Annotated in this window: 15 protein-coding genes and 1 tRNA gene; 8 read left to right on the forward strand and 8 right to left on the reverse strand. The window is 46.0% G+C overall.

Going from position 1 to position 12,113, the window contains the following annotated elements; translation table 11 throughout:
* The 3 genes from OM95_RS13205 to OM95_RS13215 form a co-directional block, all read left to right on the forward strand.
* Nucleotides 1–752, forward strand: a 752-nt coding sequence (locus OM95_RS13205) for a ParA family protein (protein ID WP_041874768.1), incomplete at its 5' end; no start/stop codon positions are given.
* Nucleotides 753–761: 9 nt separating this feature from the next.
* Nucleotides 762–1,379 (forward strand): hypothetical protein, encoded by a 618-nt coding sequence (locus OM95_RS13210; RefSeq protein WP_041874769.1) that lies wholly within the window; start codon nt 762–764, stop codon nt 1,377–1,379.
* Between the two features lie 9 nt (nt 1,380–1,388).
* Nucleotides 1,389–1,718 (forward strand): BolA family protein, encoded by a 330-nt coding sequence (locus tag OM95_RS13215; protein WP_041874770.1) that lies wholly within the window; start codon nt 1,389–1,391, stop codon nt 1,716–1,718.
* A 2-nt stretch (nt 1,719–1,720) separates the two neighbouring features.
* Here OM95_RS13215 and OM95_RS13220 read toward each other — a convergent pair whose 3' ends face one another.
* Nucleotides 1,721–1,981, reverse strand: coding sequence for a hypothetical protein (locus OM95_RS13220; RefSeq protein WP_041874771.1), 261 nt, complete (start codon nt 1,979–1,981; stop codon nt 1,721–1,723).
* A 134-nt stretch (nt 1,982–2,115) separates the two neighbouring features.
* Here OM95_RS13220 and ettA point away from each other — a divergent pair, with 134 nt between their 5' ends.
* Entirely contained in the window at nt 2,116–3,786 is a 1,671-nt protein-coding gene (ettA, locus tag OM95_RS13225; protein WP_041874772.1) for an energy-dependent translational throttle protein EttA, read from the forward strand.
* Between the two features lie 66 nt (nt 3,787–3,852).
* Here the strand turns inward: ettA and OM95_RS13230 are convergent, their stop codons facing one another.
* Both OM95_RS13230 and OM95_RS13235 read right to left on the reverse strand, forming a co-directional pair.
* Complete coding sequence (locus OM95_RS13230; RefSeq protein WP_291516374.1) at nt 3,853–5,121, reverse strand: HAMP domain-containing sensor histidine kinase; 1,269 nt, start codon at nt 5,119–5,121, stop codon at nt 3,853–3,855.
* An 88-nt stretch (nt 5,122–5,209) separates the two neighbouring features.
* A complete protein-coding gene (locus OM95_RS13235; protein ID WP_041874787.1) occupies nt 5,210–5,617 on the reverse strand; it encodes a J domain-containing protein in 408 nt (135 codons plus the stop codon).
* A 270-nt stretch (nt 5,618–5,887) separates the two neighbouring features.
* On the opposite strand from OM95_RS13235, the gene OM95_RS13240 reads away from it, so the two are divergent.
* The 3 genes from OM95_RS13240 (at nt 5,888) to ahcY (ending at nt 8,645) form a co-directional block, all read left to right on the forward strand.
* Nucleotides 5,888–6,280, forward strand: a complete 393-nt coding sequence (locus OM95_RS13240; RefSeq protein WP_041874773.1) for an SWIB/MDM2 domain-containing protein — start codon at nt 5,888–5,890, stop codon at nt 6,278–6,280.
* 110 nt (nt 6,281–6,390) lie between these two features.
* A complete protein-coding gene (gene map, locus OM95_RS13245; protein ID WP_041874775.1) occupies nt 6,391–7,152 on the forward strand; it encodes a type I methionyl aminopeptidase in 762 nt (253 codons plus the stop codon).
* Nucleotides 7,153–7,241: 89 nt separating this feature from the next.
* Nucleotides 7,242–8,645 (forward strand): adenosylhomocysteinase, encoded by a 1,404-nt coding sequence (ahcY, locus tag OM95_RS13250; RefSeq protein WP_041874777.1) that lies wholly within the window; start codon nt 7,242–7,244, stop codon nt 8,643–8,645.
* Between the two features lie 121 nt (nt 8,646–8,766).
* Here the strand turns inward: ahcY and OM95_RS13255 are convergent, their stop codons facing one another.
* The 5 genes from OM95_RS13255 to OM95_RS13275 all read right to left on the reverse strand — a co-directional run bounded on the left by OM95_RS13255 (nt 8,767) and on the right by OM95_RS13275 (nt 11,713).
* Nucleotides 8,767–9,018, reverse strand: a complete 252-nt coding sequence (locus OM95_RS13255) for a DUF2945 domain-containing protein (protein WP_291516376.1) — start codon at nt 9,016–9,018, stop codon at nt 8,767–8,769.
* An 87-nt stretch (nt 9,019–9,105) separates the two neighbouring features.
* Nucleotides 9,106–10,239, reverse strand: a complete 1,134-nt coding sequence (locus OM95_RS13260; RefSeq protein WP_041874778.1) for a DNA alkylation repair protein — start codon at nt 10,237–10,239, stop codon at nt 9,106–9,108.
* Nucleotides 10,240–10,316: 77 nt separating this feature from the next.
* The gene (gene orn / locus OM95_RS13265) at nt 10,317–10,844 is read right to left on the reverse strand and encodes an oligoribonuclease (protein WP_041874779.1); all 528 of its coding nucleotides are present in this window, start codon (nt 10,842–10,844) and stop codon (nt 10,317–10,319) included.
* A gap of 78 nt (nt 10,845–10,922) precedes the next feature.
* Complete coding sequence (locus tag OM95_RS13270; RefSeq protein ID WP_291516378.1) at nt 10,923–11,327, reverse strand: response regulator; 405 nt, start codon at nt 11,325–11,327, stop codon at nt 10,923–10,925.
* 110 nt (nt 11,328–11,437) lie between these two features.
* Nucleotides 11,438–11,713 carry a heavy metal-associated domain-containing protein gene (locus OM95_RS13275; protein ID WP_041874783.1) on the reverse strand — a complete coding sequence of 92 codons (276 nt, stop codon included), beginning with the start codon at nt 11,711–11,713 and terminating at the stop codon, nt 11,438–11,440.
* Between the two features lie 230 nt (nt 11,714–11,943).
* On the opposite strand from OM95_RS13275, the gene OM95_RS13280 reads away from it, so the two are divergent.
* Nucleotides 11,944–12,020 (forward strand) — tRNA-Asp (locus OM95_RS13280).
* The last annotated feature ends 93 nt before the right edge of the window (nt 12,021–12,113 follow it).

Here is a 12,113-nt window from a genome sequence, read left to right on the forward strand (position 1 = left end):
ACCCACAAAAAGTGATCTCTGTGCAAATGCTCAAAGGGGGCGTCGCTAAGACGACGTCGGTCTTGAATATGGGCTTGCGCGCGGCCATGTATGGTGCCCGCGTTCTTTTTGTGGATCTGGATCAGCAGGCGAATTTGAGCTTTGCTCTGGGGGTGGAAGATGAAGCCTTGCCGGTGTGGGTGGATATCGCGGAAAAGCGTAAAAGCATCGAGGAATGTGTTCGCTTTGTTGAACCCCATGTGGATTTGATTCCCTCGTCGTTAAATAATTCGGTTTTAGAGCGAGTTTTGATGAACTCGAACCGCAATTGGTCCCAAATGGTCAAAGCCCCTTTAGAAAAAATCAAACATCGGTACGACCTGATTTTGATCGACACGGCCCCGGCCTTAAGCGCCGTGAATACGGCTGTGACAGTGGCTTCGGACGAGGTTATCCTGCCGGTCAACCCCGATAAGTTCGCCTTTCTGGGACTGCAAAAGAACCTGAATGAACTAGACGATATCAAGCAGGATTTTGACCTGGAGTTTACAAAAAAAATTCTTTTCACGAAGTTCGATGGTCGCGAAAACACCAGTCATGAACTTTTACAGAAGTGCATTGATTCTTTTGAGGATTGTCTGATGAAGGGATATATTCGAACTTCTTCAGAGGTGAAAAACACCGTGCGTTCCGGCAAAGGGTTGTTTGCTGGAAAGTCGCCGGCCAAGGCCGATTATGATTTTGTCACTCGAGAAATGTTAGGATTTATCTAAGAGGTGTATATGCCAGAGATTAAGCACTACGACGGTAAAAAGAAGCACGCAGGTAAAGGGGGCCATAAAAAAGGCTCGCACCATGATAAGCATGCGCAAAAACGCCGCCCTCATCATGAGATCGAAGCCGATGAGGCGATGCATGACGAAGAGAATGTCGAAATGGAAACAGCCGCGATCATGAACGATGCGGGAGTGATCGTTGACGAAGCAGAAGTCACGATTGAGGAAGCGGACGCGATCAACACGGAAGCTCAGAATGAAGGTGTGCGCGCCGAAGAAATCACGGTGGAAGCGCAGCGGGTTTCTGAAGAAGACACTTCGCATGAAGATATGATGTCGACACACGAAGAAGGGCCTAAAAAGATTCACTTGGAGTTTTATGGCAGTGAATTGATTCGTATGAAGGCACCCAAAGTGATGGAGCTTGCTGATACTGTTGCTGAAGAATGGGTTCATGACGGACAATTTGAAGGTCTTCCTGTTGGACATCCCTTGGCGCAGATCGCGGCAGCAAAGGCTTTACGTACAGCCAAAGATGTCGAAAAGAAATTGGAAGAAAAGGGTGTTTTCGTCATGGCGAAAATGGGCTTAGACTACGTGAAGTCTAAGATCGAAAAGAAATAAAAAGGCGCCATGTCCAATCGTGCCAATCGTTTGAAGGATATTTTAAGTCAGGCTCTTGTTCCCGCTCATCTAGAAATCGAGAACGAGAGCTTTATGCATGCCGTCCCTGCGGGCAGCGAAACCCATTTTAAAATTTTAGTGGTCTCTGAGAAGTTTGTCGGAAAGTCGCGCATTGACCGGCAACGAATGATCAACGAGCTTTTACAAGAAGAGTTGCAGAGTGGTTTGCATGCCCTGACGCAGAAAACGTTGACGCCGGATGAATGGGAAAAGCAAAAAGCCGCTCTTAATTTTGAATCCCCCGCATGTCTTGGGGGAGGAAAACACGACCGAAAATAAATCTATTCGCTGAATTCGTTCAGTTTTGACTTGAGCTCGCCCAACAGGCGTTTGACCTCCTGAAGCTGCTCTTCTTCAGGGGAGACGCGATTGGACATCTGCTCTGTCAAATTATCCCAGGTGTTAAGAGCTTGCGTAAGATCCTTATTCAGGTTCCCAAACAGCGATTTGCGCGCAGAAGAAGCCGGCTTATCGGAGTTCTCCGAAGGACCCGGGCCCTCTAAAGGCGTATTCGATTGTTTCTCTAAGACGTCATCACTCATTATGCTAATTACAATCTGCTTATTTTTTTTGCCGAAAGTGCTTCATGCACAGGGGCGACAGTTTCATAAATGGAACTCCATTTGACAAGTATTTTTAGCCTGGTAAAGATACTCTCTTTTAGGAGTGTGACATCATGTCTCAAGAGATTATCTACACAATGAAGGGCGTAAGTAAAGTATATCCTCCACAAAGATATGTGCTGAAGGATATTTATCTTTCTTACTTCTATGGCGCGAAGATCGGTGTTCTGGGATTGAACGGTTCCGGCAAGTCGACTTTGCTTAGAATTATGGCAGGTGTGGATAAGGACTTCCTCGGCGAAGCGTTCCCATCGAAAACAATGAAGGTGGGTTATTTCGAGCAAGAACCTCAGCTAGATTCCACTTTGACGGTGAAAGAAAATATCTTTGCCGGCATGGGAGAGTTGCCTTTGTTGATGAAGGAATACAACGCCATCAACGACAAATTCAGCGATCCCGATCTGGATCCTGACGAAATGAACAAGTTGATCGAAAAACAAGGCGCTATTCAGGAAAAATTGGAAGCGCTGGGTGCCTGGGATGTCGATCAAAAAATCGAGATCGTGATGGATGCTCTTCGTTGTCCAGATGGCGATCTGCCTGTGACGAATCTTTCGGGCGGTGAAAAACGCCGTGTCGCTTTGGCCAGACTGATCATGTCTGAGCCGGATATCTTGCTTTTGGATGAGCCTACGAATCATTTGGACGCAGAGTCCGTAGCGTGGTTAGAACAATATCTTTCGAAGTTCCCGGGAACCGTGATCGCGGTCACGCATGACCGTTATTTCCTGGATAATGTTGCCGGCTGGATTTTAGAGCTGGATCGTGGTGAAGGCATTCCTTGGAAAGGAAACTACACGTCTTGGCTTGAACAAAAAGACAAGCGTACGGCCAACGAAGCCAAAGACCAAGCTCGCAAAGCTAAAACTTTAGAGCGCGAATTGGATTGGATCCGTCAGGGGGCAAAAGCTCGTCAGGCGAAATCAAAAGCGCGTATTTCGAATTACGAAAACCTTTTGAAAGAAGCCTCTCCGGAAAAAATCCAAGAGATGTCCATCTATATTCCACCGGGACCTCGCTTGGGGGATATCGTCGTTGAGGCAAAAAACATCACCAAAGCCTACGACCACAAGGTGCTTTTGGATGACGTCAGCTTCACGATTCCGCGCGGAGCCATCGTCGGTGTTATCGGACCTAACGGTGTGGGTAAATCGACTTTGTTCCGCATGATCACGGGCAAAGAGCAGCCGGACTCGGGCTCTTTCAAAGTGGGCGAGACGGTGAAGATTGCCTATGTCGATCAAACTCGTGAAACTTTAGACCCAAATAAAACGATCTTTGAAGAGTTGTCTGGTGGTCAGGATGTGATCCAGTTAGGCACGCGCGAAATCAATGCTCGTCAATACGTTTCCTGGTTTAACTTTTCGGGAACTGACCAGCAGAAGAAAGTCGGTCAGTTGTCAGGTGGTGAAAGAAACCGCGTGAACATGGCGAAAATTCTTAAGCAGGGTGCCAATCTGTTGCTTCTGGATGAACCGACGAATGATTTGGACGTCAACACGATGCGAGCTCTGGAAGAGGCGTTGCTTGAGTTCGGTGGGTCGGCTGTGGTGATTTCGCATGACCGTTGGTTCTTAGACCGCGTCTGCACTCATATCATGGCTTTTGAAGGGGACTCCAAGATCGAGTTTTTCCCTGGAAACTTCACAGAGTACGAAGAAGACCGCAAGAAACGTTTGGGCGAAAACGCAGCTCCCAAGCGTATCCGCTTTAAAATGGTCTAAGAATTTCTTCGGATTGTTTATCGGCAAGGCTCCCAGCAGTGGGGGCCTTTTTTTATTGGTGCGCATTTATACACTGGCTAAGGGCAGGGTTAAAACGACTTTGGTTCCTCGGGGTTGGTTGTGGGCCGAGGTCTCATGGGAAGAGATCTCAATCGTTCCCTCCATCATTTGCAGATATTCTTTAACTAGGGGCATGCCATAACCCGTGCCTTTTTCCCCCTGTGTTCCCAGGCGCGTCGTCTGGGCGTTGATATTAAAGATCTGCGCCAGGATTGATGCGGGAATGCCAATGCCATAATCCTGGATTTCGATCACCACTTGAGAATCAGTGGCATAGGCCTTCAGTTCAATCCGGTCTCCGGGGTGCGAGAACTTCACGGCATTATTGAGCAGGTTCAAAAGAACGACATTGCTCAGAATAGTTTTTTCCCCGTTAATCAACATACGGTCTCTGGAAATATCCAAAGAGATCTTGATGCCTTTCTTCTGCGCCAGATCCAAAATGCTTTCGTACACTTCGTGCAGAACCAGGGTTAGCGAGATCGGTTTTAGGGGCAGGGCGGCCTTTCCGTCCTTGACCGACTTCAAGTGTCGGACTTGCGCTAAAAGGCTATTGATGTCATCCACGGCCTTTTCAATTTTCTCAAATTCCAAGGAACTTAAATTTTCGCGGTCCTCTTTTGCCTTCACCAAATTATAGGTCATTGACGAAAGTGTATTGGCGATATCATGAATCAGAACTCGGAGAAGGTTTTCGATATCGAGGTTCTTTTCCATCAGGCGCTTCATAAAGCGCTCTTCGCCCATGATGTACTGATGGGTGGTAAAGCAAGAAAAGATAAGAAAGGTGACCAGGTTAAAGAGCTTTTCTTTTCCGTAGTCCCCGTATTCTTCAATGACGTTGGGGCCTAAGCCATGGGCCTTTAAGTACCAATAGAAAATGATGATACCCAAGACGATGAAGTAACCCGTCACCGCGCCAGGAAGCCCCATTAGAATGCCCATCACCAGAGGTATGGCGGCCAGCCAGAACACCCCGGGGGCGTCGCCTCCGCCAGCGGTATAAAGCAAATAAGTGACGATCGCCGCCGAACATATGCTTAAGGTCATGGCCGACAACAGATAGTTCTTGGAAAATCTTAAAACCAAAGGAGGAATAAGAGCATATCCCAGCCACATCGGGATCAGGACGGGGTTGTATTCGTAGGTTTTGTATTCGAAATTGAATTTGATAAGGTAGACAAATGAGACGGCAATACCAATAAAATAGATCACCTTAAAATAGGTGATCCTCTTATTATATGCATCTTCTGAGGTGAACTCTAAGTCATACATGCTGCCGTACTTCCGATCCCTTTTGCTTTTCGGGTATAAACAAAAACGGCTTAAGCTATTTCAGATTTGTAATAAAAATTTGACAGGACTAGAGGGGAGTCAGGGCGCGAAGAGTTTGAAAATGAGCTTTGAGCTCAAGGAATTGCTGCGTATTTCCACCATGATCCGGATGGAGTGCCAGGGCGGCTTGGCGAAAGGCCTTTTTAAGTTCGGTGGCAGTAAAGCCCTCGTGCAGGTCATGTGCCCAGGTCTTTAGAAACTCATAGGCAAGTTTTTGTGTGGGAGTGAAACTGTGCGCTTTTCTTTGGGGACGAACCTTTTGTTGCGGGTAGTGTCCACGACGCGTTTGAAATTCTAAACGGTTGATTTGACCAAGCAAAAAAGCCAGGTGAGCCGGGTCGGAGTTCAGACTGGAAACTTGATTTTCAGGGGAGAAATTGCTGTTTTCGCCCATTTTGTCTCGGAGAATTTGTTTGAAGCTTGCCTGAAAACTCATGTGTTTCTTATCGGGACACCCCTGAAAAATCGCAGTCCAGAAGCGGTTTTCCATCGAGAAATCGACCTTTTTCCTAGGAGAAACCGCGATTTTCCGAGGGGAAAAGGGTATTTCCAGAGGGGAAATTCCACTTTTCCCTGGGGTTTCCGCAGCAGATGCGCAAAAAAAAATGAAAAGCCTGCATTTTTTTTTGGACAAACCCCTCGACTTAGATACACACTAAGCTCATTCGTATAAACGAGACTAAAAACCTAACGGAGGAATTTAGAAATGGCGAAAGCTAAGAAAGCTACTACAAAGAAAGCTGCAGCTAAAAAAGCTGCTCCAAAAAAAGCTGCTGCTGCAAAAAAAGCTGCTCCTAAAAAAGCCGCTGCTGCGAAAAAAGCTGCTCCTAAAAAAGCTGCTACAAAACGTAAACCAAACGCTGCATTCATGAAAGCGTTGACTCCATCTGCAGCTTTGGCAGCAGTTGTTGGTGCTTCTCCACTTCCACGTACTGAAGTTGTTAAAAAACTTTGGGCTTACATCAAAAAGAACGGTCTTCAAGACTCTAAAAACAAAAGAAACATCAATGCTGACGCTAAATTGAAAGAAGTTTTCGGCGGTAAAACGACTGTTTCTATGTTCGACATGACTAAATTGGTTTCTAAGCACCTTAAATAGGTCTTAGGTCAGTTTAAGCTGAATTAGATTCAAAAAGCCTAGGCAACCCCTAGGCTTTTCTGTTTTTACGGCCTATCCAAGGGCCAGCCTCTGTGCTATATATCCCCTCTATGGGAATTAAGCCTTTATCTTTAGAAGAAATCAAAAAAATGACCCGAGCCTGTCGTATTGCTGCGGATACTTTGACGTATCTCGATAAGTACATCAAGGCGGGGATGACCACGAATGAAATCGATGAGCTTGCCAACGATTTCATGCTCAGCAAAGGGGCCAAGTCTGCTTGTCTTGGTTATCATGGCTATCCTAAATACACCTGCACCTCTATCAATGAAGTTGTCTGTCACGGGGTTCCCGATGAAACCGTTCTCAAGGACGGGGATATTATCAACGTGGATGTGACGGCCTGGATTGATGGTTTCTTCGGTGACACGTCTAAGATGTATGCCATCGGAAACGTCTCCGAGGATGCCAAGGACTTGATTGAAACTGCCCGCATGGCCCGCGACATTGGCATTGAAATGATCAAGCCAGGTGGCTTTACTGGCGATATTGGTTTTGAAACGAATAAGCTTGTGACCCGCAAAGGCTATACAACCGTCAAAGAGATCGGCGGTCATGGTGTCGGCCGGACCTTCCACGACGAGCCTTTTGTTCCCTCTTTCGGTAAAAAGGGGAAGGGCGAACGCCTGGTCCCCTTCCACTGTATCACTGTCGAGCCCATGGTTAACCAAGGTACAGATGAGCTTATCGAGTTTGATATTACCGGCTCTTCGATTAAATATTATCATACCGCAGATGGTCTATTATCCGCACAGTTTGAACATACCGTTCTTGTGACGGATACTGGGTTCGAAATTTTAACCTTACCCTAAGCGGCGGTTAGCAGAGCGAACAGCCCTGCGCCCCAAGCGAAGCTCAAGCTTCTTTGAATTTGATTTTGTAAACTAACGAGAGGAAACTCATGTCACTAACGACAACGAATGGAAAATCGGCAATGAAAAAAAATGCTAAAGTACCAGCTAAACCGGCTGCAAAAACAATCTCTGGCGACTTCAAAGTCTGCAAAGAGGCGATGGAAAATCCTGAAGTCTTCGATAAATTGGCTAAATGGGGCCGCGAAGAAATCAAAATCGCTGAAACAGAAATGCCAGGCTTGATGGCAGTTCGTAAAGAATTTAAGAAACAACAACCTTTGAAAGGTGCCCGCATTTCTGGTTGCCTTCACATGACAATCCAGACGGCTGTTCTGATCGAAACTCTTGTCGAGTTAGGTGCGGAAGTGCGTTGGTCTTCATGCAATATCTTCTCAACTCAAGACCATGCAGCCGTTGCTATCGCCGCAGCTGGTATTCCGGTCTTTGCTTGGAAAGGTTTGAGCGAAGAGGATTTCAACTGGTGTATCGAACAAACTATCGTTGGTTGGGGTAAAGAAGGCTTCAACATGATCCTGGATGACGGTGGTGACTTGACAAACATGATGCACGAACCACGCTTCGCTAAAGAGATGAAGAAAATCATCGGTATCTCTGAAGAAACAACCACAGGCGTTCACAACTTGGAAGTTCTTCTTAAGAACGGCAAGTTGAAAGTTCCTGCGATCAATATCAACGACTCTGTGACGAAGTCTAAATTCGACAACCTCTATGGCTGCCGCGAGTCTTTGGCTGACGGTATCAAGCGTGCTACTGACGTAATGGTTGCTGGTAAAATCTGCGTAGTAGCTGGTTACGGCGACGTAGGTAAAGGCTCTGCACATTCTCTTCGTGGCTTGGGCGCGCGCGTTCTTATCACTGAAATCGATCCTATCTGTGCATTGCAAGCGGCGATGGAAGGTTTCGAAGTAACGACAATGGAAGAAGCGGCAAAAATCGCGGACATCTTCGTTACGGCAACTGGTTGCTGCGATATCATCACAGACAAGCACTTCAACATGATGAAAAACAATGCGATCGTATGTAATATCGGTCACTTCGATATCGAAATCGATATGGCTTGGTTGAACAAGAATTCAAAAGTGCGTGAAGTGAAGCCACAAGTGGACATCCACACTTTGAAAAACGGTCGTCAAATCATCGTTTTGGCAAAAGGTCGTTTGGTTAACTTGGGCTGTGCAACAGGTCACCCAAGCTTCGTGATGAGTAACTCATTCACAAACCAAGTAATGGCACAAATGGAACTATTCATGAACCGTGATAAGTACCAAGAGATCGCTGTTTACCGTCTGCCTAAGCACCTTGATGAAAAAGTCGCTGCTTTGCACTTGGATAAATTGGGTGTGAAGTTGACTAAATTAAGCTCTAAGCAAGCAAAATACTTGCACATGAGCCCGCAAGGTCCGTTCAAACCTGAACACTATCGTTACTAATTTTTATAAAGGCGAATTTTCTTAAAAAAGGGTTTCGCCCTCATTAAAAAGAAAAAAAGGAAGCTCTCAAGGCTTCCTTTTTTTATAGCTCGGTGAGGACGTGGTGTTTCTTTGATCGCGTTTAACTAAAGATTTTAAACTTTTTAGCCGGAGCTTTGCCTTGCGCCGTTAACTCGGTCTCAAGTTTAAGGGCTTCATTGCCAGCTTCCGACACGACAAGATACGCCGGCTTTTCTGGCGAGCCATTGCGGGTGATCTTCTTACCTTTGATTTCTAAAGTGACGGGTTTTTTAAAGACTTCGACGACGTGACCCTTGATTGAGCGTCCCAGCCACTGCCATTCAACTTTTGATTTTTTTCGAAATATTGCCATTTGGATGGAATAAACCATTTTCGACGGGGCGGCAACGACTCCTAAGAAGGCCGTGGCAGGCGTCCGTTCTTCGCGGACTTCGAGTTCTTATTTCTTTAATTCAAAGGGGACTTTTTCCAAAAGTTTTCCGTTCACCATGATTTCCAAATAATGGGTGCCAGGATAATACACTCGGGTCGTGATCGGTTTGAAAGAGTGTTTCTTCTTTATAGAAATCACTTCTTTGTGTTTCATTGTCTTCGTGGTCAGTTTGAAGACTTTGGGGCTGGTTTTGCCATTGGCTTTTTTGTGATGTATCAAGTAATCCACCATGATCTGCGCGGCTTCAGAGCAAGCCACTTCAAAAGAAAACTCCAGATGACTGCCGATCTTAACATTGTCGCTGACAAGCAGCAGATTTTTGACTTGGACTTTACCTTTGTTTTCAAAGCCCAGAAGCTTTAAGGCCTCTTTATTGCCTTTTTTCAGAAGAGTTCTGAGTGCGTGGCGAATAATCCAGCCGATTTTTTCTTTATGTTCTTTAGGAGCTTCCTTCATCCAGCGGGCCGCGACCCTGATCGCGATGTCAGGATGGTCTTTGGAAATGTCATTTAAATGATTGGCGACGGATTTGCGAACGTAAAGTTCCTCATCGTATTTCAATTGGTCCAAAAGTTTAATTGTCGGCGTAGGATCTTTAATAAAACTTTTTAATTGTTCGCCCCAAGGCAGACGGGGGCGTGAGCCTTCAGAGACCAGACGACGCACGTGATGATTTTTATCTTTGCTCCATTTCTGCAGCACTTTCAGTGTCTTTGACTCTTCATGAATTAAAAAAGGACGAATGGCGAATTCCGCGGTGAAAAGCTCCGTGAAGGTGTGTAAGGCCTTCATCGAACTATCAAAATCTTTAAGCCCGTAGCGATGCACATACTCAGTGAAGGCCCAAAGATCAAAGCCACGCAAAGGACTGACGCCCGGGGCGGGTTCTTTCGTGGCTTTTAAAAGAATAGCAAGAGCTTTTTTATAGTCCTCGGGAATATGGTTTTTTAAGAAGTCGCAGATCAGACGCATTCGAGGCTTCAGTTCAAGTTCGGGAAGCTTGTGGCTTAATTTGATGAAGGCCTTAGAATCAAACTCCGGGTCATGATGAGCGATATGTTTTGCCATTCGCTTCACTAAAGCTTCGTTGATCCAATTTTTAAAAGCGGTGTCTGTTGATTCCTGATTCTTCTGAGGCATGCCTTATATAAGATGGCGTCTATTTATTTGTCACGATGAAATAAAAAAAGCCTCTTTTGCAGAGGCCTTTTTTATATCTATTTATCGAAGTGCATTTTATCGCAGTAGGCGCGCAGCTCTTGAATGCTTTCGCGAATATCATCCAAGGCGCGGTGTTTGTTCGCTTTTTGGTAGATGTAATTGAACTTGTTATTGATGATCACTTTCCACGAAGACACATCCACCATGCGATAGTGCAGGCGTCCCGCAAGATCCTTCATATACTTATCGATGAACAAGCGATCCTGCATGATCGAGTTTCCAGCAAGAATCGGGCGATCCTTCGGATCTGGAAAATGCTTTTTCACCATGTCGACAAGTTTAGCTTCGACCTGATCCGGGTCCATTCCGAACGGAACCTTGGCAGTCAGACCTGATTTCTTGTGGTGCTCGGTATTCCAGGCATCCATGCTGTCCAAATATTTTTGCGGTTGTTTAACGACAGTTTCGAAAGTTTCAAGTTCTTTGAAGTTGAGGTCCGTAACGATTGCCGCAACTTCGATGATCACTTCTTTCTCGACATCAAGACCGGTCATCTCCATATCGAGCCAAAAAAGTTTTGTCATGAGGGAATCCTGTTCTAGGGTCATGGACCCGGAAAGACTTCCATTTTCATCGAGGAGGCGATTTAAAACAAGGACTTGCTACTTCTGTTGCTCCATGCCGGAGCGAAGTGCCTCTTCCACTGTGCGAATCAAGGCTCTCTCATTCCAGGGCTTATCAATAAAGGCATAAACGCCAAGGCGCTGGGCCTCGATGACCATGTCTTTTTGACCATAGCCAGTGTGAATGATGAAAGGGATGTTGACGTTGTTTTCGCGCATCCACTTCAAGACTTCAAGTCCCGACTTTTTGGGCATTTTTTCATCCGACAAGACAGCGTCGAACTGCTGCGTTTTTAAAAGATCGATTCCTTCAAGACCGTTGGCGGCCTGAGTGATTTGCTCTGCGGACTCCTCCAACAGGGCCATTAGAACTTCCCGTAATTCCGACTCATCATCAATGATGAGAAGACGACCTTTTTTTTCAGTAGTATCAAGAATAGCCATACGGATATTATGGCAAAGGTCACGAAGGTCGTCACCGACAAGCGTCGGCTCGACCGTCAATTTATCGTGTGCTGATAAATAAAAAAATGTTTTCTTCTGTTAAGAAGTTTTTATTTAGCCTTCGAAGAACCTGTGATTTTGTACTCGCCCGCTTTAGAAATAGCAGCTTGGATTTGATCTTGAGAAATATTGATTCCCGTTTTTGACGAAATCACAACTTTCCCGACGGATACTTCACATTTTTCCAGGCCGTCCATTTTGCAGACTTGGGCTTGGATGGCTTTGGCGCAAGATCCGCAGTGCATGCCTTCCACGTTGTAGGTGACAGTTTCAGCCAAAGCGGCTTGGGACATCAAAAGAGCGGTAAAGATAAGGGCCTTTTTCATGGTATCTCCTCATTGGAAAAGAGCCTTCACAGTATACCCTAAATGGGGGATTTCCAAGGCCTCCAGGTGCTGCATCTGTATTTTGGGCGGTGTGAAAGGGGGGATTAAAACTGTGAATTGCTCAAAAAGGGGGCATTGCCACCTCTTGTTAAGGCCTTTTTAAGCGTTTATTAAAAAATTGATTGAATTGCACGGGCACTGTGGCTATAAAAGATTCTCCAAATCGATGTGGGGTGGTAGTTAAGTTGGTTATAACGTCCGCCTGTCACGCGGAAGGCCGCGGGTTCGAGTCCCGTCCACCCCGCCAACTGTTCTGCACTTCGGCTCCGCCGAAGTAGTTACTAAAGTTGGTGATCCTCACGGAGTTTTGGAAGAAATCACCGAGACGATGTTCTCGGTT

Origin of the sequence: Bdellovibrio sp. ArHS, from assembly GCF_000786105.1 — a bacterium.
GTDB lineage: Bacteria > Bdellovibrionota > Bdellovibrionia > Bdellovibrionales > Bdellovibrionaceae > Bdellovibrio.

What these genes read in the sequence shown, in the direction of transcription:
- orn (WP_041874779.1), bottom strand. Translation starts at nt 10,844, where the DNA reads ATGACAAAACTTTTTTGGCTCGATATGGAGATGACCGGTCTTGATGTC.
- OM95_RS13220 (WP_041874771.1), bottom strand. Translation starts at nt 1,981, where the DNA reads ATGAGTGATGACGTCTTAGAGAAACAATCGAATACGCCTTTAGAGGGC.
- OM95_RS13255 (WP_291516376.1), bottom strand. Translation starts at nt 9,018, where the DNA reads ATGGCAATATTTCGAAAAAAATCAAAAGTTGAATGGCAGTGGCTGGGA.
- OM95_RS13235 (WP_041874787.1), bottom strand. Translation starts at nt 5,617, where the DNA reads ATGAGTTTTCAGGCAAGCTTCAAACAAATTCTCCGAGACAAAATGGGC.
- OM95_RS13230 (WP_291516374.1), bottom strand. Translation starts at nt 5,121, where the DNA reads ATGTATGACTTAGAGTTCACCTCAGAAGATGCATATAATAAGAGGATC.
- OM95_RS13210 (WP_041874769.1), top strand. Translation starts at nt 762, where the DNA reads ATGCCAGAGATTAAGCACTACGACGGTAAAAAGAAGCACGCAGGTAAA.
- map (WP_041874775.1), top strand. Translation starts at nt 6,391, where the DNA reads ATGGGAATTAAGCCTTTATCTTTAGAAGAAATCAAAAAAATGACCCGA.
- OM95_RS13275 (WP_041874783.1), bottom strand. Translation starts at nt 11,713, where the DNA reads ATGAAAAAGGCCCTTATCTTTACCGCTCTTTTGATGTCCCAAGCCGCT.
- ahcY (WP_041874777.1), top strand. Translation starts at nt 7,242, where the DNA reads ATGTCACTAACGACAACGAATGGAAAATCGGCAATGAAAAAAAATGCT.
- ettA (WP_041874772.1), top strand. Translation starts at nt 2,116, where the DNA reads ATGTCTCAAGAGATTATCTACACAATGAAGGGCGTAAGTAAAGTATAT.
- OM95_RS13240 (WP_041874773.1), top strand. Translation starts at nt 5,888, where the DNA reads ATGGCGAAAGCTAAGAAAGCTACTACAAAGAAAGCTGCAGCTAAAAAA.
- OM95_RS13260 (WP_041874778.1), bottom strand. Translation starts at nt 10,239, where the DNA reads ATGCCTCAGAAGAATCAGGAATCAACAGACACCGCTTTTAAAAATTGG.
- OM95_RS13215 (WP_041874770.1), top strand. Translation starts at nt 1,389, where the DNA reads ATGTCCAATCGTGCCAATCGTTTGAAGGATATTTTAAGTCAGGCTCTT.
- OM95_RS13270 (WP_291516378.1), bottom strand. Translation starts at nt 11,327, where the DNA reads ATGGCTATTCTTGATACTACTGAAAAAAAAGGTCGTCTTCTCATCATT.